The sequence below is a fragment of the Bacteriovorax sp. Seq25_V genome, assembly GCF_000447795.1.
Lineage (GTDB): Bacteria > Bdellovibrionota > Bacteriovoracia > Bacteriovoracales > Bacteriovoracaceae > Halobacteriovorax_A.
In genome coordinates, this window is the sequence record NZ_AUNI01000021.1 from 70,167 (window position 1) to 91,592 (window position 21,426).

Sequence of the window (21,426 nt, forward strand, 5' to 3'; positions counted from 1 at the left end):
TTCCTATATCATCAATATCATATTTTAATCTAAAGAGGTGATTTACAAAATGAAAAGTTCAAAAATAGCACTTATTGCACTATCGACACTTCCTGCATTTGCTCTTCCAATTGACTGGCACGGTGAGTTTCAGGTTGATACACATAGAATTGAAGAATTTAGAAATATTGAAGATGCAACAGCTGGTACTCCAGGTGATGGATCTCAAGAAGTTAATCTTGCAGGTGGTGAAAAATCTAATGCAAGCTTTCAAACTTATATTCTTAAACTAAAGCCAGAAATCGTTATCAACGATTCAACGACTTTTAAGGCAGAGCTAACTACTGGATATGGACACGGTGGAAGACTTGGGGAAAGTAATCAGTCTAAGAGAAAAAATTCTAATACGACTGGATTTACAAGTGCTCTTTATAATTATGACACTGTTTCTGATAGTTCGCTTAACCTAACTCAAGCTTACGCTGTTTTCTATGCGGACACAGCAACTTACACAGTTGGTCGTCAAGCGACAAACTGGGGATTAGGAGCACTTCATAATAATGGTGAAGATATGTCGACTAGACATGCAACAATAAGAGATGGAATTACTATTGATTTTAAAATTGGTAATTTCAATATTTCTCCATATTACGCAAAAATTAGTTCTCGTGAAAACTTAACTAAATCTGCACGTGTTAAAGAAACAGGTGTTAAGATTTTTTATAACAACTTAGATACAGATTTCTCTTTTGGTCTTCTTTATGCAAAAAATCGTGCTAGTAACTTCGCAAAACTTGAAGATGACAGTACTGGAACAGTAAGAGACTTAGGAAAGACTGATGTAACCGTAACTGATATCTATTTTAAAAAAGGTGTTGGAAACTTCACAACAGAAGTTGAGATTCCTCTTTTAAGCGGTGATGTTGGCCACATGTTTAATGATACAGATGCTGCAAAGTACAAGGCTAAAGCATTCCTTGTGCACAATACATATAACTTCAACAGTAATCACGCGATCAAGTTTAACCTTGGTAAAGTTTCTGGTGACGCTGGAACAAAGTCTTCTTACGAAGCTATGTATCTTCACCCGAATTTCCAAATTGCGAATATTTTGTTTAGATACAATCTTGGTGCTGTAGCTGACAAGAATCAAAATGTTTTCGATTCTTATGTTAGTAACGTTTTCTATGCTAAATTCGCACACGTTTATAATTCTGGTTCATGGACTTGGGAAAATAGTGTTATCTGGGCAAGAGCTGAAGAAGTAGCAAAAGCAGGTAAGTCTGCTTACAACCACACAAACAGTAAATACTTCACTGCTAATTACGATCAAAAGGATGATCTAGGATTTGAAATTGATTCAAATTTCAAATATCAATGGAATACAGCTGTAACAATCGGTGGTAACTTTGGTTACTTCTTCACTGGTGATTACTTCGCTTACACAAACGAAGCTCAAGAGAATAAGACAAAAAACAGTTATGCATTAAAAGCATTTGTGAACGTTAAGTTCTAAAAATAAGAAAGCCCACATTATGTGGGCTTTTTTTTATCTATAACCTTGATACTGATATGGATTTGTAAAAGTACTTCCGCCGGCTGCAGGAGCTCTTATCTGTTGTTGCTGTGGAAACATCTGCATTTGCTGCATCGGTTGACTCACTTGAGCTCCCGAAAAATCAACATAAGGCATGAAATCTAATCCTGCTGTTGCACTATTGCCAACATCAAAGAAGCTATAGTCGTAATTACCAGTATATGATTCAGTTCCAAATAAATTTCCATTCGCCATTTGATTTCTTAGTTTTGCAGCTTGATATTGATCACTCATTGTCTGATAGCTAGAAATTAAGTTTTGCTGTTGAGTAATAGCATTTCCATATTTATTACTCCACTCGTTCATAAACTGACGATTCTTATTCTGCATAGTTGATTGAAAGCCACTATATAATTGAGTCTTTCTCTGCATCCAATTCTGACAACTTTGTGAATAGAGACCATCACCACAGTAAGCCTTATCTCCTCGAGTCATATACTGCTGTATATATTCTTGTTGTGATTGAAAACCTGATTGAAACTGCTTTCTCTCTTGCTGACTACGTGAGTATAACTCAGCAAGTACTTTCCTTCTTCTTTCTATTGGTGCACTACTTCCACTCTTAAGTTGTCTTTCGTCATCCCAAAGGTTAACAGTTTTAAGATACTTATCATTAGACATTTGCTTACTTTTTGTTTCAGCTTCTGCGAGAGATATCTTCGTACCTCTATCATCAGTATCACCTTCATACACTCGTTTATACAGTTGTGCGTTTACTACGGCTTCGAAAGATTCCTTCGTAGCACTTTTCATATTCGCTTCCTTCAGACCACGAATAAAAGTAACGAACTTATCGCCACGTTCCGAATTCTCTCTATTGAATACTGATATCAGCTCTGAAAGTTTTTTAATTTCTTCATCAATAGCTTCTTTTCTATCGTCATCAGCATCTTCTCTTTCTGCAAGAAGTACTTTAAGATCGTTCTTTATTTGAGGAAGCAATTCATCATTAAATCTTTTCATTAATGCTTCATATTCTTTACCAAGTTTTTTAGCTTCTGATTTACTGACACCAATTTTCTTTCCTTCCTCTACATCTTCCTCAGAAGGCTGAAATTTATCCTCGATATTATCTAGCTTCTCTGCCATCTCATCAACTTCTTCTTTTAGAAGATTGTATTTCATCTTATTCAAACTCTGAATAAGCGGAGTGAAGTTCCCAAGCGTATCTGCTTTTAATAAGTCTTCACGGATTGCATCTACGTCATGAAGTGATGCATTCGGATTTTTACAAACAGCTTCTGCCTGATCTAAAAGTCGTGTTTTCTCTGTTTGGTATAGTCTAAATGCTAAATTCTGTGGAGATTCAGTTTTCATACAATTCCACTTTGCTTCAGTAGAATCGCCTAAGCCATTTGGAACATTTGAAAAAACTGTTGCATTGTAAACAGATGACGATTGTGGAGAAACTACTAAAACTTCTGAGTCTCTACTACTATCAACACCACTAAATGAAACCGCTTTCTTGAATCCACCGCGAGTGATGAATCCCTGCTTATCAGCGACATTATAATCAATCACACCATCCTTAATTAATTCTGGGCGTGATTTCTTTAGCTCGTCGATACAGTTTTCATATTTTATTTCCAGAGTATCACCAGGCATCGCGGCCATCTCTGGAGAAGGTTTTATATCAAATTTTAAATAGAGGTTATTATCTGTACCAACTTTTGATGAAAGATTTATTTTATCAATACAGCCGTTAAAGTATTCAGGAATATTAACTATAACTTCACCATTCTTCGTTTCAAGTTCAACAGGCTTGCCTGTAAGACTTGTTATAAAATCATAAGAAACAGCGTTTCCTTTATCACATTTTATGTCTGATACTGTTGCGTCTCTAGCAGGTTCACTTGTATAAGGCCTGTCTTGGCTAGTTCCATTAGTTGAAGAACCTATACCAGGTGAGTTATCAATTCTAGACCCTAGTCTTACTTTTCCAAATGATGGTGCAGCTACCGCTAAAGCGACACAAGTAGTAAGAATTTTTTTCGTTTTTCTCATGATAATTTCCTATAAAAAAATATTCCTCGTTTACCTTTCGGACAAACGAGGTGAATTCTTGACTTTTTTTCTTGTAATGGAGAATTATCAGGTACTTACGTCTAAAAAAACGTATCTTTTAACAGAATTTGTGGTTGGTTATCAGAGCTTTCTGGTTGAGTATATTTTGTGTTTTCAATGATTTTTTTGTATTCACTAACTCTCTCAGAGAATGATTTATTCTTACTTTGAAATGTATAGTAGTTAACAATCTCTATCTCATTTTCATACTGCTTGTTTTTGAATAAATATTTTTTGGGTAGTTGGTATTGTTTAAAAGTAACATAATCATTTGGAATAATAGCTACCTCATCTATCTCCATGTTCAACTTCAAACTCTTTAATTGATGTGTCTCATTTTTGAATTTTGCTGTTAGTCTATCTGTTTCAATATTCCAAAAAAACTCAGCGCCATCTTTACTAAGCTTAATGTGTGTTTGTTGATTATAGATAGATCCTGTTAACATACCTTCAATTCTTTTTTTCTCTTCTTCATCCTCAGAAGTGAGTGGAGAAACTGGCTCCACTAATGCAGCTCCCTCTTCTACAGTTATTCCATCTTTCTTCATTTGCTTTTTCTTCTTATCGTACTCATTTTTGTTAATGAGATATTTTTTATACTTAGCAAATAATTCTTTCTTCTCTAAATTGACCAATTCACTATTCAAAGTATAGTTACTATCGAATTTTTTAATAATTTTGCTTATCATTACAGAAGAGTTTGTAGTGAACATACTCAGTGTTGCAAAATTTAGGTTTCTCATGGTTCTATTTTCTTCTTTTAATAAGTCCATTTCATTGCTTAAAAATTTAACGTCAATAATATGATCATTGTCCATTTCAGCCGTAGCATACTTTGCTATAATTACTTCTTTTCTCTCTCCAGATGTGTTGTTGATAAGTACTTTATAAAATGCTGTATCTGCTACTGCTTCCTCTTCATGGGGCTTAACACTCGCCTTAACATTTACAACGATCAAATTGTCTGTAATATCAGGATTGATTGAGTTTCTAAACAGCCCTTCCATTGTTGGAATTGCTGCAAATGTATTTAAAGTTAAAAGTAATACTAAAATTTTCATAATTTTCTCCACGACTCTATTTTACACATTTACTCAATATCATCCAGCTCAATTTACTTGAGTATTTCGCTTCATCTTTCTTTGTTCGACCTTTCCATTTTTTTATCATAAAATTAGATAAAATTTAATCTCGGAGATAACATGAAGTTTACTCTTGCATGCTTGCTAACAACTTTTACTTTCGCAAAGACTCTTAATTTTGAAACTGCTAGGACTAAATCTACGGCCGGAGCTGGGGTAGCATCTATCTTAATGAACGAGGCAACTGTTACAAACCCTGCGCCACTCGCTTTCTTTAATTTATCTTCCATTTATTTTGAAAAGTTTTCCTCAACTATAACAAATGATGATAATTCATCTGAACTTGATAACTATGCGTTTATTGCTTCTGATTCAAGTAAGAACCTTAAGGGATCAGTTGCTTATATTAAATCTTCTTCCGATGGACTTAAAAATAAACAATTTAATGTTGCCTTCGCAGCAACAACTGGAAAAAAGTCTGCTGCAGGTATTACATATAAAGATGTGAAGAAGCAATATCGTTTCCAAAACCAAGTTATAACTAAAAACTACAAACAGTTTGTTCCGGGTGTCTTTCATGTCGTGAATCAAGACTTCTCTCTTGGATTTGTTGCGATTGATCCGCTTAGAAAAAACCCACAGGAGTCTAAAGTAATACTTGGTGCACAATACACAGTTCTTAATTACATTACGCTCATGCTTGATGTTGGTGCTGATTATAAAGAAGACCTTAACAGTAAATCTCTAATACGCTCTGCTGCACAAGTAAGAATCTTCAACGACTTCTTCTTTCGTGTAGGTGCTTACGAGGATAAGGGACTTAAAGAAAGAGGAAATGGTATTGGAATTGGTTGGGTACAACCGAAACTTGTAATTGATCTAGCATTGAAGAACACTAAAGTTTCCGAAAGCTTAGAACTTCAACAAGATAAAGAAGAAATTAAAGAAACTTCTTTTTCACTCTCATATAGATTCTAGAATGGCCGCAAAAGATAAGAAAGATAAATCACAAGAAGAAGAGAAACACTCTGATGGCATGATTAATGCCTACCGAGATAGACTCAAGGTCCTTAAACATGCTCAGGAATTTTCATCGAAAGGCGAAATACCAAAAGCCGTTGAAAAATACTCCCAATACCTTGGCATCCTTGCAGCATATAACAGGACAACTGAGCCACAACTGTCTCCTAAGATGTTTGATCCGGTAAAGGATTTAACTGAGATGCTTTTGATAAGCCATGCTTACTGGGATCTTGCACGTTCATACGATCGTAGTCCAAAGCTACAAAAAGAATGTATTCGCTGTCTTCAGCAATTTATTTCATTTACTCTAGGTTTCAAATTTCAACACGTTAATGCTCAAATGTTAAAGAAATTTATCAAGAGCAAGAAAGTCTATAATAAAAAAGCATTTGAACAAGCACTAGCGAGGATTAATGTAGAATCAAAAGCTTGTTTTATTGCGACTCATGCTTACCCATCAAATGATAACTTCATTCTTGATGACTTACGTAAGTTTAAATCTATTTTATTAGAGTCGAGAGTTGGGGCTCTCTTTGTTGATACATACTATTCTGTATCGCCAAGACTTGTGGACTTTCTTGATAATCGCAAGAATCTCAATACAATAATTACAAATTTTCTGATAAAACCTTTTTTGAAATTAACTCATAGGGTACTTAAAATTTTTATATTATGATTATCAGAAAACTTATAACAAGAGAATGGATCCGTTTTTGTGCTGCTGCGTTCGTTGCACTCTTGAGTCTATTATCTGTTGGAAATCTTGTTACTGGTTTTATGCGTGGTAATGTTTCTGCTTCTGAAGTTCTTCTAAGCTACTTAATTCAAGTGCCCAACTTTATGATTCAGATCCTTCCGGTTTCATGTCTTATCGCCTCTCTTTTTAGTATTAATAAACTAAAGAATAGAAATGAGTTAACGGCCATCTTCGCTGCAGGATATTCACGCCAATCATATATTATTGATCTCTTACAAGTTAGTACATATGTCGCTGTTCTACAATTTATCCTCAGTGCTTATATATCACCTTATATTAATTCTAAGAGATTTGATCTTCTCGAGGATTCTGTAACGAAGTTTAGAAGTCTTAAAACGCAAGGTCTCAGTTCATCTACCATTGGAAGTGGTGAAGTTTGGTACAAAAGCGGTGATTACTATTTCTCTTTTTCACACTTTGATACTAAAGCAAACAAGCTCTTCAATATTAACATTTACTCATTTGATACAGAATATAAGCTAAAGAAGATTACATCTATTCCATCAATGTCTTACAATTTTAATGATAAGACGTGGCTACCTGACAATGTTAAAGAAATTGCTCTTTTGAATACACCAACCTTTCCTCGAATAGAAGAATATGTTTCTCCAATTTTTCTCAATGAACAACTTGAAGACTTCAAGAAAATTGAATCTGATATTACAACTCTGAGCTTTTTTAAGCTTTATGACTACATTAGACAGCTAAGAAGAAGTGGAATTAATATTGGTGAATATCTAGTGATTTTTTATAAACATATTTCAGATTCCATCATTTGTATTATATTTGCACTATTGGCTGCGATACCAATCTTTAATCCAAATAGACGAAACTCTTCTTTTGGGAAAAGTGCAAGCTTTGTCTTTACCTTTACTTTACTCTACTGGCTTGTCCAAACGTATTTCATTGAACTAGGTAAGAACTTAAAAATCATTCCACTTCTTGCATGTTTTACGGTACCTTTCCTCTTCTCTGTATTTATATTTGTAGTATTTTATAAAAATAGGAAACTGGCTTGATTACGCAACTTAAAAAGTATTTTCTCCCTTTCGCTATATTAATCGTTTGTTTTTTTTATTTCTTTGATCTTTCAAACCTTGATGCTTTAAGACAAGGAACAGAGGGTTTTTATTTACAAATTTCTAAAGAAATGTTTGAAGCTAATTCTTGGCTTACTCCTTATTATCGAGGAGCTCGTCATTGGTCTAAACCATTTCTACACTTTTTATTTCCTTTTCCTCTATATGAAACTGGGTTTTTCACGAACATTCAAGCTGCTCGATTATCGATTGCGTTTATTACAATTGTTTCTATTTTTATCACGGCTAAACTACTCGAAAAGAGAACAAAAATTGCGCCCTATGCGACTTTTCTCTTCTTCCTTTCTTCAGTTGGCCTAATAAAATACGGTCGAATTTTTATGATGGAAATTCCACTTAGTCTTTTATGCTTTGTTGGCTCTCTCTTTCTCTATGAATATTTAAAGTCCCCAACTAAGAAGTACCTTTTTTTTGCAACGCTCTTCATCTCGCTTTCGATTTTAATAAAAGGGCCTGTTTCTTTTGTGTTAAGTAGTGCCTCTATTGGCTTCTATATACTTTTTAACTTCCTTATTAAGAAAGAAAAAATACCTTTTAAAACCCTTTCAATCTATGTTGGATGCACACTTTTCTTCTCTTCTCTATGGTTTATTCGCTCATATGTTGTTTATGGTGATGAATTCTTTAATTACTTTTTCCTTCGTGAGAACATGGGAAAATTTTCTACAAAAAGCTATCCAATTCGACATGTATTCCAGGGGCTACTTATATTTTCTCTTCCTTGGAGTCTTTACCTTCCAAGTATTATTAAAAACAAATACCGCTCATTTAATCTAAGTAATGATTTTCTAAATTTCATTTTTATTCATTGTTTCTTTTTTTTCGTCATCTGGCTTATCCCAACTCAACGGTCACATCACTATGCAATGCCAGCGATTCCATTTTTCTTAACGCTTATTCTTTTTGGTCTCAATGACAATAAGATACTCATTTCTAAATTTGCAAATATTTCTATTACACTTTTTATGAGTTTTGTAATTGGTGTACTACTTATACCGACATTCAAGGCAGAGCTATTTCCTGAGCATCATAATTTGACTTTATTCATGATACTTACACTTTCAATTCTTATTTTGAGTATCATAGTTTTTATCAAATCCAAGAATATTTCTCTCAAATCTTTATCTTGTCTAATTTTTATTGGGTGGATTTGGGTTTTCGTTGCACCACAGTTTATACCTGCTCAACTTCCACCTAAGGCAATAGAACTTATCGGAGATAGAAACCTTGCCGGGTTTGTGAATAAACCATATTTTATTGAGGAAGCAATAGGAAGAGATATGACTCTTATGCAGCCCCACAGATTACGTGAAAATATCGACAATACATCAATATTCATACTCAGTTTTGATTCTTACCAATCGCTTAATTTTGCCCAAAGTTGTTCTATTTTAACTGACTGGAAAATATGGAAGCGTAGAACTAGAATGCATGAAATTATTGATGCAATTTCCTCTAATAATATCAATAAGATAAGAACCAAATACGTCCTCTTTGAGTGTAAACTATAACTAGACTAACGCATAGCACGCATGCTATAGAATTGTTATGAATATATTAGAAAATTACACTCTCGAGGGCGAGCTGCTTCCGATTTTTACGATGCCAGCTCCAGTATTAAAACAAGTAGCTAAACCAGTTGAAGTTTTTGACGAAGACTTGAAAAAACTTTGCAAGGATATGCTCTACACAATGTACCACGCACCAGGAATTGGCCTGGCGGCTCCGCAAGTTGGTAAATCAATCCGTCTTTTTGTAATGGATATCGATTACAATCGTGAAGAAATTACTAAGGCAGATGGTTCTAAAGACTTTGCTCTTTCAGACTTCCAACCAAAAATCTTTATCAACCCAGTTATTGAAAAAATTTCTGGTGAAATTCTTTATGAAGAAGGTTGTTTATCTGTTCCTGGAATTTACGAAGAAGTTTCAAGAAGTGAACATATCAAAATCAAATACCAAGATATCAATGGTGATCACCATGAAATGGAAGCACATGAACTCCTTTCAGTTTGTATCCAACATGAGAATGATCATCTTGATGGCATTGTATTTCTTGAAAGACTAAGTACTCTAAAAAGAAATTTCTTAACGAAGAAGTATCTAAAAGCAAAAAAGAAAAAAGGATAGTACTCATGAAAAAACTTAATGTAGTTTTCTGTGGTACCCCTGATTTTTCAGTTCCAGCTCTTGAGCTTCTAGCTAATCACCCAAGTATTAATCTCCATGCAGTGATAACTATGCCCGATCGTCCTGCAGGACGTGGGCATAAGCTACAGTCACCACCAGTGGCAGAATTTGCAAAACAGCATAAAATCAAACTTATCCAAACAGAAAATATTAATCGCGAACCAGATTCAATAGCTGAACTAGAGAAAGCTGAAATAGATTTCTTTGTTGTTTTAGCTTTTGCACAATTTCTTGGTTCTAAAATTCTTCAACTCCCAAAACTTGGTTGTTTTAATATCCACACTTCACTTCTTCCAAAATACAGAGGCGCCGCACCTATTCAGTACGCTCTACTCAATGGTGATGAAATGACAGGCGTTTCTATTCAAAAGATGGTGAAGCAAATGGATGCTGGGGATCTTGTTAAAGAACACCCTGTTACCATCTCTCCCGATGAAACTGGCGGACAACTTTATACCCGCTTAAAGTTTCAGGCTGCTCTAACTCTTAATGATCTTATTACTGATATCTTAAATGGAACTGTTTCCTATAAAGTTCAGGACGAAGCTCATGTTTCATTTGCACCAACATTGAAAAAAGAAGATGGTTTAATTAACTTTGAAACTGAGTCTGCTAAAGTTATTTTTGATAAAGTACGTGCATTAAAACCTTGGCCTGGCACGTATACATATATTAACTCCAAAAGGGTTAAAGTTATTGATGTTTCTAAAGAGTCTTACAAAGTTTCACCTGGAAGTATACAGGTCATAGAGAACAAACTAGTTCTTGGAACAGCTGAAGGATGCCTGCGCCTACTTTCTCTTCAATTTGAAGGCAAGAAGGCTTGTAGTGACCGTGATTACTTAAATGGTCTCCAGGGAGATCTTAATTTAACGCTAACAAAGGATCATTTGTGATTATTTCTCCAAGTATTCTTTCTGCAGACTTCATGAATCTTGAAACAGATATCAACTCTCTTGGAAAGCGTGACGACCTTTGGCTTCACCTTGATGTCATGGATGGTCACTTTGTTCCAAACATGACTTTTGGTATCCCAATAATTAAGCAACTTGCAAAAATCACTGAAATTCCTCTTGATATGCACTTAATGGTGACAAATCCTGATTTTCATATAGAAGAATTAAAAGATACTAAACTTCAAAATGTAACCTTTCACGTAGAGGCGGTATCTGATATTTTGGCACTTGTAACCAAGGCTAAGAAGTATTATCCAAGTGTTGGAATTAGCATCAAACCTGGCACAAGTGTTAGTTCACTCACTCCAGATGTTTTAGATCTTGTTGATCTTATATTGGTAATGTCTGTAGAGCCTGGGTTCGGTGGACAAAAATTTATGCCAGATTCGATTCAAAAAATAAAAGATCTCACTACGCTTAAGAAGTTGAATAATTATCACTATCAAATTCAAGTCGATGGTGGAATTGATAATAATACTGTCAAAGATGTTGTTCACGCCGGAGCAGACAATCTTGTCGCGGGATCATATATCTTTGGCGCCAGTCCAGACGAGTATTCAAACAGAATTGAAAGTTTAAAAATTAAATAGAGGGTTTATGGGAAAAGAAATTATCATTGATGGTCATAGCTTAACAATGGAAGACATCTTTCTTGTTGCTAATGCAAAAACAACTGACGTTAAAGTGTCGCTATCTCCAATAGCGAAAGAAAGTATTTTAAAGTCACGCGAATATGTACACAAAATCGTAGAGAAAGGTGAGCCTGTTTACGGTATCAATACTGGTTTCGGCGCACTCGCAACTAAGCACATTGCTAAAAAAGACTTATCTCAATTACAGGTAAATCTTATTCGTTCTCACTGTACTGGCGTTGGTAAACCTTTTTCACGTGAAGTGACTCGAGCAATTATGCTTCTTAGAGCAAACTGTTTAACTTCTGGTTATTCAGGTGTTTCTATTGAAGCAATTGAACTACTCATTGATTTTCTAAATCATGATATTACTCCAGTAGTACCAGAGAAAGGCTCTGTTGGTGCATCTGGTGACCTTGCACCACTATCACACATTGCTCTTGCTCTAATTGGTGAAGGCGAAGTTGTCGTTGATGGTAAAGCTCAAAAGTCTGACTTCGCAATTCATCAGATTGGCAAAAAACCTGTGATACTAGGACCGAAGGATGGCCTCGCGCTAATTAACGGTACTGCTGTTATGGCAGCACTAGGTGCTCTTGCAATTTATAAATCAGAGAGATTAGTAAAGCTTGCTGACATTGCTGCAGCTTGTACTCTTGAAGGTGTTCGCGGAACGGCTTCTGCTTATGATTATAAAATTCACAGTCTAAAACCACATCCTGGTCAATTAGCATCTGCAATCAATTTGAATAAACTACTAGAAGAAAGTGGAATTCTTCACTCTCACCCAGACTGTGGAAAAGTTCAAGATCCTTACTCTTTAAGATGTGTTCCACAAGTGCACGGCGCTTGTAGACAAACCCTTGCTCATAGTAAGGAAGTACTAGGAATTGAACTTAATGCAGTAACAGACAATCCTCTAATCTTTGTCAACGAAGACGAAGTTATTTCTGGTGGTAACTTTCACGGGGAGGCAATTGCAATGGCCATGGACTATCTTGCAATCGGCTTAGCAGAACTTTGTAATATTAGTGAAAGAAGAGTTGAAAAAATGATGAACCCAACTTTCTCTGATCTTCCAGCATTCTTAACTCCTAATTCAGGACTTAATAGTGGTTTAATGATTGCCCACGTAACAGCAGCAGCATTAACTTCAGAAAACAAATACCTATGTCACCCAGCAAGCGTTGACTCTGTCCCAACTTCAACTGACAAAGAAGACCACGTATCAATGGGCGTGACCGCTGGTAGAAAACTACATGAAGTTTTAGATAACTTGACAAAGTGTCTTTCAATTGAGTTTCTATGTAACACTCAAGCAATTGATTTACTAAGACCACTTAAATCTTCACCAGCTATCGAAGCTCTTATTGCACACGTTAGAAAAACCGTGCCAATGATTGAAGACGACAGAATATTTTATAAGGATATGAACAATATCGAAGCCCTTATCAACAATAACGAACTTCTATCTGTTGTAGAGAAAGTTATTGGAGAATTGAATTAATGAGAATCCTTGAGAATATTTCTGAGTTATTAACACTCGAGTCTGCACTAAATAAAGACGGTCGCCATCTTCTACCAGAAGATCTTTCGATCCTTAATAATGCCTCTGTTGTTTTTGATAATGATAATATTCTCTGGGTTGGACATACTTCACAACTTCCTGAGCAGTACAGTGTAATCACTGATCGTATTGACTGCTCAGATCTCGTTGTTACGCCAGAGCTTGTCGATTCCCATACACATATCGTATTTGGCGGTAACCGTGCCAATGAATATAAAATGAGATTAGATGGTGCCGATTACCAGGCCATAGCGAATGCTGGTGGTGGTATTCTCTACACGATGAATGAAACGAATAAAGCATCTGAACAAGAGCTCTTCGATCTTGCTGTCGAACGAATTAATCGTATCGCTTCATATGGAATTGGAACTATCGAGATTAAAAGTGGATACTCCCTCACATATGATGGTGAGTTAAGAGAGTCGTTAATTATCGACCGCCTTAAAAAGCATTTTTATCCACGTGTTCAAATTTTTAATACTTTCTTAGCAGCTCATGCTGTTCCAAAGTCATTTAAATCGTCTTCCGAATACTTACGCCAAGTTGTTATTCCTCTGCTTAAAGATTTGGCACCGAAGAATATCATCGATGCCGTAGATATTTTTCACGAATCTGGTTATTTTGATGAGAAAGATACTCGCGAACTTTTTGACGTTGCGAAATCACTCAATCTCGCTATTAAAATCCATGCAGATGAATTCAACGATAATGGTGGTGCGACAATAGCCTCAAACTATCAGGCCCTTAGTGCTGACCATCTTCTATGCACAGGAGATAAAGGTATTACAGATCTAGCAAATTCAAGTACTGTTGCAACTGTTCTACCAGGTACTGGATTTTTTTTAGGTAAACCTCAAGCCAATGCCAAAAAGATGCTAGCAGCAGGCTGTAAACTTTCTATCGCTTCTGACTATAACCCTGGATCATGTCATTTTGATAACGTCCTCTTTGTTGCTTCTCTAAGTGCTCCAATGTATCCATTGAACTCGGCACAATTATGGACAGGAATAACTCTGAATGCTGCTCATGCATTGGGACTAACAGACCAGGGAGCGATTATTGCAGGTAAGAAGCCGCGCTTTTCATTTTTTAATGTAAAGAATGTAAGTGAGATTACTTATAACTGGGGCCGAAACTTCGCCGTTCAAAAGTTATAGACTATTTAGTTTTTCAAGGAACTCTTCAGCTAAAAAATCTTTAGAGCCTTTAGATACCTCTATAACTTTACCATTGTGATAAATAATAGATACAGGTATTGAAGAAACCATATACTTGTCTGTTAGTGTTCCTTTGGAATCTAAAACGATATCAAAGTTTAACTTATACTTGTCTTTTGTTTTTTTCACCGAGGCAATATCACCTGGCTCATCAGAATTAATTGCAATAATTTTCAATTTACTATTATCGTATTTTGTTCTCAAGGACACTAATGATGGAAATTCTTCAAGACATGGCTGGCACCAGCTTGCCCAAAAATTAACAATTACAAATCCTTTTTGAAGTTCACTATTTTCGATTTTTGTTCCGTCATCTTTTTTAAATTCAAGTGTCGATAGCATTGATTCATAGTGCTTAAACTGTTTCGAAATATTTTCACTCTTTTTTGCAAATAGCGAGTCGTACTGAGGTATTACAAATACTCCCAGTAAAATAACTGACAACACTACTACAATATTTAATGGAAAAAATTTCTTTGTTGTTTGCATACCAACCTACCTACTAACATATAGTATAAAGGTAAAAAATATCTCATGGAACATAGCAAAAAGTGCCAAGCGATTTATATAAGAATATTAACTTCTTTTAGGTCTTTTGTAAAAGATGAAGATGGCCAGGCGCTTATAGAATTTCTATTCCTATTTCTTATCATGGTCTCATTATCATTTTTAATGGTTAAAAATGTCGGCGTAAATATTGGCAACCGCTGGGTAGCTTTACTCAAGGTTATCACCAATCCAACTGATTCTGTAATCGAATAACTGGAGCTTATATGTACATACTTTCTATTGATCAGGGAACAACTGGTACAACCGCAGTTCTCATTGAAACAAATTCATTTACTATCGTCGACAAGATTAACCAAGAACATGATCAAATATTTCCTAAACCAGGATATGTTGAACACAACTTAAACGACATTTGGACCGCGACGCAAACTACAATTACTAAAATTCTCAGTAAGAATAATATTGATCCAAAATCTATTTCCGCTATCGGAATAACAAATCAACGAGAGACAACATGTGCTTTCAATAACGCCGGTGCCCCGTTAGCAAACGCAATTGTTTGGCAAGATCGTCGTACTGCACGTTTTTGTAATGAACTTAAAGAACGCGGATTAGAAGATTCTGTCAGACATAAAACTGGTCTACCACTAGATCCATATTTTTCTGCAACGAAGATGAAGTGGTTTATCGACAATAATCAGTCAGTCAAGAGCGCGCTAACATCTAATGATCTGAAGTTTGGTAATATTGATACTTACTTACTTTATAAATTAACAGCGGGAACTTCATACAAGACAGATGTTACAAATGCGTCTCGAACACTTCTAATGTCACTTGATAGTCTAAACTGGGATGATGAACTTCTCGATATTTTTAATATAACTAAGGATATTTTACCTGAAATTCAGGACTCAGTTGGCTTATTTGGGCACACTAAAGGTCTTAGTTTTCTTCCTGATGGCATTCCTATCTCAGGTATTCTTGGAGACCAGCAGGCTGCTCTTTTTGGACAAGCATGCTTTTCAAAAGGTGAAAGTAAATGCACTTATGGCACAGGTGCCTTCATGTTACTTAATACTGGAAATGAAAAAGTTTATTCCAATAGTGGTCTACTCACTACTGTTGCATACAAACATAAAGACACTACTATGTATGCTTTAGAAGGTAGTAGCTATATTGCTGGAGCCTGTGTTCAGTGGCTTCGTGATAATATGAAGTTTTTTAAGTCAGCTCAAGAAATTGAAAATCTAGCCAAGTCTATTGAAAATCTTGACCGTGTTCGCGAAATTTTCTTTCTTCCATTCTTTACAGGAATTGGATCTCCTTACTGGAATCCAAACGCACGTGCAGCAATTTTAGGACTTTCAAGAGACTCTGGCCAAGCAGAAATTTCACGAGCAGCTCTTGAGGGTATCGCTCTATCTATAAATGATCTTCTTAATGCAATGGAAAGTGATCTCGGTGAGAAAGTAACTTCTCTTAAAGTTGATGGTGGTGCTGTTGCGAATAATTTACTTATGGAAATTCAAGCAAATTTCTCTTTAATGGATATCGTTCGCCCAAAGGTTATCGAAACGACAGCTTATGGAGCAGGTTTAGCTGCAGCCATAGGAGTTGAACTTACAACAATAGATAAGCTACAAGGTATCTGGAGTGAAGATCAAACCTTCAGTCCTTCATCTAATTCTACAGACTCTAGAGACTATTATCTTCCTAAGAAATCTGAGTGGACTAATTATATAAAAAGATTATTTTAAGCTATTGGCCGCATCTTGCGGCCAGTTCATTTACATTTGAGGCTTTAATGGTTTCAAATCCTTTAATTTTTATTTCATCTTTAACTCTTATCGCACCATTTAATGAGATTGATCCAGTATAAAGATTGGTTGAATTAAGATCTATTTTTTTAAGTGAACTTAAGATCGCAACTAATATACAACTATCTATCTGTTCATCATAATCTTTAATGGTTCCATTTATATTGATATAGATATCATAAGTATTCATATCTATTTTTAAATGCTTCTCCATCACTGCTAAAATCATTGAAAGTCTTGCCTGATCACCAGATCTAATTATTCGCTTTCCTGTTATTCCCTTCCCTTCAACCACCAAGGCCTCAACCTCAATAAGTATTTCTCTATTGCTTTCTCTTAAAACTGTATAAGCTGTGCCACTCATCTGTCTGTTGAACTCATGAGAAACCTTTTTAATGTACTTTTCTTGTATCTCTATCAAACGATTTTCTTTTAACTCAAACAAACCAATATCATTAGTTGATCCATATCTATTTTTAACGACTTTTAACATTCTTAGTTCTTCACCTAAAACTTTTTCAAAGTGCATTACAACATCGACCATGTGTTCTAGTAATTTGGGCCCTGCAATCTGCCCATCTTTTGTAATGTGACCGATCAAGAAGCAGGTTATATTTTTGGCCTTTATATAATTCAATATTTCTAAGGTTACTTCTCTTATTTGAGCTACTCCACCTGCATTTGTTCTAATTTCTTCCATTCGTATCGTTTGAATTGAATCAATAATAAGAAATTTTGGTCTTATCGAATTAGCTATTGTTAGTATTTTTGATATCTCTACTTCCGTTGCAATATTTATATATTCATTATTTACATTTAACCGATTGGCCCTTAGTGCTATTTGCTCACAGCTCTCTTCACCACTAACATATAATATTTCTTCGTCTGCTTTTCCTAACTTATTTGCAAGCTCTAGTATCAATGTCGATTTCCCAACACCCGGTTCCCCGCACAATAAATTCAACGATCCTTGAACAAGACCTCCATCATTTGCTTTATCATACTCATGGATTCCTGTAGATATTTTATCTAGATTGTTTTGATTTATATGTATGAGTTTTGTGAGTTTGATTTCTAAGTTCTGCTTTTTTGGAATCTTCTCTTCGAAACTATTCCACTTCTGACACTCTGGACATCGTCCGAGCCAACTTGCAGTTTGATAACCACACGAGCTGCACTCGAACTTAATTTTTGATTTAGCCATTTATCTCCTTTAGAATTTAAAAAGTTCCTCCTCACTAATAATTCTAATACCTAGTTCGATGGCCTTTTTATACTTTGAACTTGATGGTTCTGTTTCGTTAGTTAATAAGATACTTGTATTCTTCGATACAGATCCAACACAACTTCCACCAAGTTTTTTAATCTTCTCTTCTACAACTGATCTCTTTTGCGAAAGCGCTCCAGTAATACATACTTTCATGTCTTTCAATGGGCCTTCAGCATCATTTTTTTCAATTTCCTCAAATTCAAAACCAAGTTCAATTAATTTTTTAATTAACAGCTTCTTCTCATTTAAAGATTTGATAAATTCTGATGCTGACTTTTCAGCAAAGCCTTCAATTGCGATAAGATCTTCTACTCTCATCGTTAATATTTTATCAATCGTTTCATATCCTGATGTAACAACTTTTTCACATTTGTTAACAGCGCCACCAGAGATACCAAGACTTGCTAAAAATGTTATTAAATTTGTTCTCTTTGACTTTTGAATTTCATCAAAAAACTTTTGTGCTAATTTATCTTTAACTTTATCTAATTTTAAAAAATCTTCTATCGTTAATTTGTAGAGATCTTCTATCCCAGAGATCATTTCTTGTCGTAAAATTTCATCAAGTCTTTTTGAACTAAGAGCTTCGATTCCGATTTTTTGAACAAAGTTTAGAATTACTTCTTTTATCTGAGCAGGGCATGATTTGTTTTTACATACTAATCTTATGTCTTCGACCGTTACAGCTTGATTGCATGATGGGCAGCAACTTGGAACAACAAAATCATTGTTACTAGCTTTCTTAACTTCAAGAAACTTTGGAATTACTTCACCAGACCTTACGATCTCGATCACATCACCTTTTTTAAGTTTGTGATTAGCTACGATCCCATAATTATGGAGTGTTACCCTCGACACTATGGCATTACTTATTTCTACAGGTTCTACTTCACCTACTGGTGTTAAATAACCATTGCGTGAAACTTGCCATGTTATATCTAGTAGTGTTGTTTGCTTTGTTTCCCCTTGAAATTTAAATGCCATTTTATAACGAGGGTGATGAGCTGTTTCCCCAAGTTCATTTTGTAAACCGATTGAATTGTAAACAAACACAAGGCCATCAATGAGAAAATCTCCCTCACTCATAAACTGTTTTGCATCCTCTATTAGGTTACTGTAATCGTTTTTTGTTTTTGGGTGTGAGACAGATAAGGCATTAAAGCCATTATCATTTAAGAACTTATATTTTTCTAATTCTAGTTTATAATCAATACCAATCACATCAAATGCTGCGAAAGAGAGATGCTTACAAAGACTAATATTTTCTTTTCTTCCGACTAACCCAGCGACAATATTTCTTTGAGATGTAGGGCGATCTAGCCCCATATTGGTCATTTCCTCACAGAGTGATATAAAAGATTTTTCATCACAGTACATCTCACCACGAATTTCAATTCTTTCCGTGCTAGAGATCGTTAAAGGGACATCCTTCATCCAGTTAACTTTCGATGTAATATTTTCACCAAACTGGCCATCACCACGTGTCTTTGCTTGTACTAATCTTCCATTCTCGTAAATTAGCGAACAACTAACGCCATCTACTTTATAAATACAAACAACGTCTTGGCCTTCCGCCCATTTCATAAGCTCATCAAGACTATATGTTTTTCCCAATGATAACATTTTTGAATCATGCTTTACCTTATCTTCAGATTTTATTTCTGATCCGATCAAATTAAGCACTGGGTTATCTGGAGAAAGCTCTCTTAGTTCATCTTCTAGTTTATCATAATCAAAGTCCGATATTTCTGGACTTCCTGCATAGTACAACGCCTTATGATAACGTATTTGTTTTTCTAGTTCTTTTACTCTTTTCATTGTTAATAATTAAAACTCGCACCAATTTTAAAATTTAAATTTTTATGTTTTACAACTGTGTCACTATTCTCAAATTCTGCTGAATTTGAAATATATTCCATAGCCCCTACAAATGCAGTATTTGGGCTATATTGATAACTTCCACCAACTTCAAGATTGAAACTTTTAACAGTGTCAGCTTCTCCGTATATTTTTAATGTTTCTTCATAACCTGGGCTTAACATAAACTCAATTAACAAATGTGCTCTAACATCTTTAATAATTGGCATCGAACCTTTTCCACCCAGAAAAATTCCTTTATAAACGGTTTCTGTAATACCGTCCGCCACTTTATTGTCATAACCATATGTATAAGAACCATATCCAATATACCCATCAAGTTGCGGTCCATAGAAGAAGCCTAGTGGTAAATAGCGATATCCAACTTTCAGTTTAAATTTTGAGAAGCTAAGTGAGTTTGAGTCACTATTAAAAGTACCCTCTTTCTTCGAGTGACTTCCAAAATGCTTATCAATATCGAGACCGGCCCAATAGTTTCTCGTAGCCCATATTTCTGCCGCTAGACCTACACCGATATTTAGACCACCAATTTCTTTTCCGCTAGAGCTATTATCAATCCTTGCTGATCCTGATCCCAAATTTAGATATCCTGCTATAAAGCCAAGCTTTCCAAAGCTACTCGATTCATCATCTGGTCTTATTTGAACACCATACTCTAGAGATTCATTATTTTTTACATCAGCCGTATTCTTTGAAATCAAAATCCAATCATCTACTTGAACTAATGTTTCTCTTTCATATTTTAAAATCTTAGCTTGCGCCTGTGACTGCCCTACATGAAAGAGCTTAGCGGTTGCTATTGGCATTGTTCTCCACTCTACGATTTCTTTTAAAAGAGGATGCCTTTGTTTTTTTACTGGTCTAACAACATTGATTTCATAGCCATTATAAATGCCCGCTTGTTGTCCAAGGTCAATTGTAAATTGTGTACCAAGTACTCCCACAACTCTTGCGTCGTAAGGTATATTTTTTTCATAGACATCAAGCCAGTTATTAACCGTCTGTGCGATTACTTCAATTTCATCACTTTCAATAGCTGTCACCTGATTGAAGTAAACATCTTTACCATTTGGCCCAAGTACTGTTACTTCAATATTCATACCCTTCGCCATGCTATCAAGTTTAATCTTTATCAAACTTCCAGCTTGAGTTTTTTCCGATACAATTTTCAAAACTTCTGGATTATTTAATGCCTGATCTAAAGTATTTTTATAGTTTGTAAGAATGTTGATAATTTCTGAATTAGATTGGTAGTAACACCACTTCGATGCTTTCAAATATCTTTCAACGAGGTCATAAACTTTAAAACCTATTGCTCCACCAACTGAATCTCTCACTGGTAAAATCATACACTTTCTCATACTCGGTTCTGCGTTTGCCACCGCTGCGAGTAAAGTAAAAGCTATTATTAGTTTACATAGGTAATTGAGGTAGTTCTTCACTGATCTTCTCTCTTTCATAAAGTTTAACTAGCATTTTATATTCGTTATTTTCTTCTTCCAGTAATTTTAATCTGAGCTTGAGCATTGCTATTTCATTCTTATAGAAATGTTCATTTAAAGTCGTTTTTTGCTCTGTCACTTCATCACATTGTATAAAGTATTTTCCATCAACAAATTTCGATTCAACTTTTTTATGTCTGATGTATCTTCTAATTGTAGATACTGATATATTTTTTAGAGTAGAATACTCAGTTATTGTCATCCAATTCATTCTAAAATTTTACCCTTTTGTTCTTTGTTAATCAAAACTTATCCCTTTTTTTAACGTTATGATATAATTTTTTT

General features: G+C 35.0%; 19 protein-coding genes. 12 read left to right on the forward strand and 7 right to left on the reverse strand.

All coding sequences use genetic code 11. The annotated features are described in order from the left end of the window. The first annotated feature begins 49 nt into the window (after positions 1 to 49). Complete coding sequence (locus M900_RS15070; protein WP_021275761.1) at positions 50 to 1,495, forward strand: hypothetical protein; 1,446 nt, start codon at positions 50 to 52, stop codon at positions 1,493 to 1,495. A 33-nt stretch (positions 1,496 to 1,528) separates the two neighbouring features. Here the strand turns inward: M900_RS15070 and M900_RS15075 are convergent, their stop codons facing one another. Together M900_RS15075 and M900_RS15080 are read right to left on the reverse strand one after the other, a co-directional pair. Beyond that, the gene (locus M900_RS15075) at positions 1,529 to 3,580 is read right to left on the reverse strand and encodes a hypothetical protein (RefSeq protein ID WP_021275736.1); all 2,052 of its coding nucleotides are present in this window, start codon (positions 3,578 to 3,580) and stop codon (positions 1,529 to 1,531) included. Positions 3,581 to 3,681: 101 nt separating this feature from the next. Next, positions 3,682 to 4,701: a hypothetical protein gene (locus M900_RS15080; protein ID WP_021275874.1), complete on the reverse strand. Its 1,020-nt coding sequence runs from the start codon at positions 4,699 to 4,701 to the stop codon at positions 3,682 to 3,684. Positions 4,702 to 4,842: 141 nt separating this feature from the next. Here M900_RS15080 and M900_RS15085 point away from each other — a divergent pair, with 141 nt between their 5' ends. Genes M900_RS15085 through hutI form a run of 9 tightly spaced genes read left to right on the forward strand, consistent with a single transcriptional unit; the run spans position 4,843 to position 14,104 of the window. Further along, complete coding sequence (locus M900_RS15085; RefSeq protein WP_021276065.1) at positions 4,843 to 5,700, forward strand: hypothetical protein; 858 nt, start codon at positions 4,843 to 4,845, stop codon at positions 5,698 to 5,700. Between the two features lies 1 nt (position 5,701). Beyond that, on the forward strand, positions 5,702 to 6,421 hold the full coding sequence (locus M900_RS15090; RefSeq protein WP_021275776.1) for a CFI-box-CTERM domain-containing protein: 720 nt from the start codon (positions 5,702 to 5,704) through the stop codon (positions 6,419 to 6,421). Further along, positions 6,418 to 7,521, forward strand: a complete 1,104-nt coding sequence (locus M900_RS15095; RefSeq protein ID WP_021275854.1) for an LptF/LptG family permease — start codon at positions 6,418 to 6,420, stop codon at positions 7,519 to 7,521. Before M900_RS15090 ends, M900_RS15095 begins: the two co-directional genes overlap by 4 nt. Beyond that, entirely contained in the window at positions 7,518 to 9,113 is a 1,596-nt protein-coding gene (locus M900_RS15100; protein WP_021275876.1) for a glycosyltransferase family 39 protein, read from the forward strand. The genes M900_RS15095 and M900_RS15100 overlap by 4 nt, the downstream gene beginning before the upstream one ends. Before the next feature lie 37 nt (positions 9,114 to 9,150). After that, positions 9,151 to 9,732, forward strand: a complete 582-nt coding sequence (gene def / locus M900_RS15105; RefSeq protein ID WP_021275751.1) for a peptide deformylase — start codon at positions 9,151 to 9,153, stop codon at positions 9,730 to 9,732. 5 nt (positions 9,733 to 9,737) lie between these two features. Further along, positions 9,738 to 10,688 carry a methionyl-tRNA formyltransferase gene (gene fmt / locus M900_RS15110; protein ID WP_021275828.1) on the forward strand — a complete coding sequence of 317 codons (951 nt, stop codon included), beginning with the start codon at positions 9,738 to 9,740 and terminating at the stop codon, positions 10,686 to 10,688. Then, positions 10,685 to 11,338, forward strand: a complete 654-nt coding sequence (gene rpe / locus M900_RS15115; protein WP_021276044.1) for a ribulose-phosphate 3-epimerase — start codon at positions 10,685 to 10,687, stop codon at positions 11,336 to 11,338. Before fmt ends, rpe begins: the two co-directional genes overlap by 4 nt. A 7-nt stretch (positions 11,339 to 11,345) precedes the next feature. Further along, positions 11,346 to 12,887, forward strand: coding sequence for a histidine ammonia-lyase (hutH, locus tag M900_RS15120; protein WP_021275795.1), 1,542 nt, complete (start codon positions 11,346 to 11,348; stop codon positions 12,885 to 12,887). Next, positions 12,887 to 14,104: an imidazolonepropionase gene (hutI, locus tag M900_RS15125; protein WP_021276021.1), complete on the forward strand. Its 1,218-nt coding sequence runs from the start codon at positions 12,887 to 12,889 to the stop codon at positions 14,102 to 14,104. The genes hutH and hutI overlap by 1 nt, the downstream gene beginning before the upstream one ends. On the opposite strand, the gene M900_RS15130 is transcribed toward hutI, so the two are convergent. Next, complete coding sequence (locus M900_RS15130) at positions 14,099 to 14,653, reverse strand: TlpA disulfide reductase family protein (RefSeq protein WP_021275896.1); 555 nt, start codon at positions 14,651 to 14,653, stop codon at positions 14,099 to 14,101. The genes hutI and M900_RS15130 overlap by 6 nt on opposite strands. Before the next feature lie 45 nt (positions 14,654 to 14,698). Between M900_RS15130 and M900_RS15135 the strand changes: the two genes are divergently transcribed. Continuing rightward, positions 14,699 to 14,926: a TadE/TadG family type IV pilus assembly protein gene (locus tag M900_RS15135; RefSeq protein WP_021276026.1), complete on the forward strand. Its 228-nt coding sequence runs from the start codon at positions 14,699 to 14,701 to the stop codon at positions 14,924 to 14,926. Positions 14,927 to 14,937: 11 nt separating this feature from the next. Continuing rightward, a complete protein-coding gene (gene glpK, locus M900_RS15140; protein ID WP_021275715.1) occupies positions 14,938 to 16,431 on the forward strand; it encodes a glycerol kinase GlpK in 1,494 nt (497 codons plus the stop codon). A gap of 1 nt (position 16,432) precedes the next feature. On the opposite strand, the gene M900_RS15145 is transcribed toward glpK, so the two are convergent. The 4 genes from M900_RS15145 to M900_RS15160 are packed head-to-tail and all read right to left on the reverse strand — an operon-like array spanning position 16,433 to position 21,352. Beyond that, positions 16,433 to 17,695 (reverse strand): ATPase domain-containing protein, encoded by a 1,263-nt coding sequence (locus M900_RS15145; protein ID WP_021275794.1) that lies wholly within the window; start codon positions 17,693 to 17,695, stop codon positions 16,433 to 16,435. A gap of 9 nt (positions 17,696 to 17,704) precedes the next feature. After that, positions 17,705 to 19,579 (reverse strand): NAD-dependent DNA ligase LigA, encoded by a 1,875-nt coding sequence (gene ligA, locus M900_RS15150; protein WP_021275958.1) that lies wholly within the window; start codon positions 19,577 to 19,579, stop codon positions 17,705 to 17,707. Positions 19,580 to 19,581: 2 nt separating this feature from the next. Next, on the reverse strand, positions 19,582 to 21,099 hold the full coding sequence (locus tag M900_RS15155) for a hypothetical protein (RefSeq protein ID WP_198296034.1): 1,518 nt from the start codon (positions 21,097 to 21,099) through the stop codon (positions 19,582 to 19,584). Beyond that, the gene (locus M900_RS15160) at positions 21,053 to 21,352 is read right to left on the reverse strand and encodes a hypothetical protein (protein WP_021275880.1); all 300 of its coding nucleotides are present in this window, start codon (positions 21,350 to 21,352) and stop codon (positions 21,053 to 21,055) included. The genes M900_RS15155 and M900_RS15160 overlap by 47 nt, the downstream gene beginning before the upstream one ends. Positions 21,353 to 21,426: the final 74 nt, after the last annotated feature.

What these genes read in the sequence shown, in the direction of transcription:
- M900_RS15070 (WP_021275761.1), top strand. Translation starts at nt 50, where the DNA reads ATGAAAAGTTCAAAAATAGCACTTATTGCACTATCGACACTTCCTGCA.
- M900_RS15075 (WP_021275736.1), bottom strand. Translation starts at nt 3,580, where the DNA reads ATGAGAAAAACGAAAAAAATTCTTACTACTTGTGTCGCTTTAGCGGTA.
- M900_RS15080 (WP_021275874.1), bottom strand. Translation starts at nt 4,701, where the DNA reads ATGAAAATTTTAGTATTACTTTTAACTTTAAATACATTTGCAGCAATT.
- M900_RS15085 (WP_021276065.1), top strand. Translation starts at nt 4,843, where the DNA reads ATGAAGTTTACTCTTGCATGCTTGCTAACAACTTTTACTTTCGCAAAG.
- M900_RS15090 (WP_021275776.1), top strand. Translation starts at nt 5,702, where the DNA reads ATGGCCGCAAAAGATAAGAAAGATAAATCACAAGAAGAAGAGAAACAC.
- M900_RS15095 (WP_021275854.1), top strand. Translation starts at nt 6,418, where the DNA reads ATGATTATCAGAAAACTTATAACAAGAGAATGGATCCGTTTTTGTGCT.
- def (WP_021275751.1), top strand. Translation starts at nt 9,151, where the DNA reads ATGAATATATTAGAAAATTACACTCTCGAGGGCGAGCTGCTTCCGATT.
- fmt (WP_021275828.1), top strand. Translation starts at nt 9,738, where the DNA reads ATGAAAAAACTTAATGTAGTTTTCTGTGGTACCCCTGATTTTTCAGTT.
- hutH (WP_021275795.1), top strand. Translation starts at nt 11,346, where the DNA reads ATGGGAAAAGAAATTATCATTGATGGTCATAGCTTAACAATGGAAGAC.
- hutI (WP_021276021.1), top strand. Translation starts at nt 12,887, where the DNA reads ATGAGAATCCTTGAGAATATTTCTGAGTTATTAACACTCGAGTCTGCA.
- M900_RS15130 (WP_021275896.1), bottom strand. Translation starts at nt 14,653, where the DNA reads ATGCAAACAACAAAGAAATTTTTTCCATTAAATATTGTAGTAGTGTTG.
- M900_RS15135 (WP_021276026.1), top strand. Translation starts at nt 14,699, where the DNA reads ATGGAACATAGCAAAAAGTGCCAAGCGATTTATATAAGAATATTAACT.
- glpK (WP_021275715.1), top strand. Translation starts at nt 14,938, where the DNA reads ATGTACATACTTTCTATTGATCAGGGAACAACTGGTACAACCGCAGTT.
- M900_RS15145 (WP_021275794.1), bottom strand. Translation starts at nt 17,695, where the DNA reads ATGGCTAAATCAAAAATTAAGTTCGAGTGCAGCTCGTGTGGTTATCAA.
- ligA (WP_021275958.1), bottom strand. Translation starts at nt 19,579, where the DNA reads ATGAAAAGAGTAAAAGAACTAGAAAAACAAATACGTTATCATAAGGCG.
- M900_RS15155 (WP_198296034.1), bottom strand. Translation starts at nt 21,099, where the DNA reads ATGAAAGAGAGAAGATCAGTGAAGAACTACCTCAATTACCTATGTAAA.
- M900_RS15160 (WP_021275880.1), bottom strand. Translation starts at nt 21,352, where the DNA reads ATGAATTGGATGACAATAACTGAGTATTCTACTCTAAAAAATATATCA.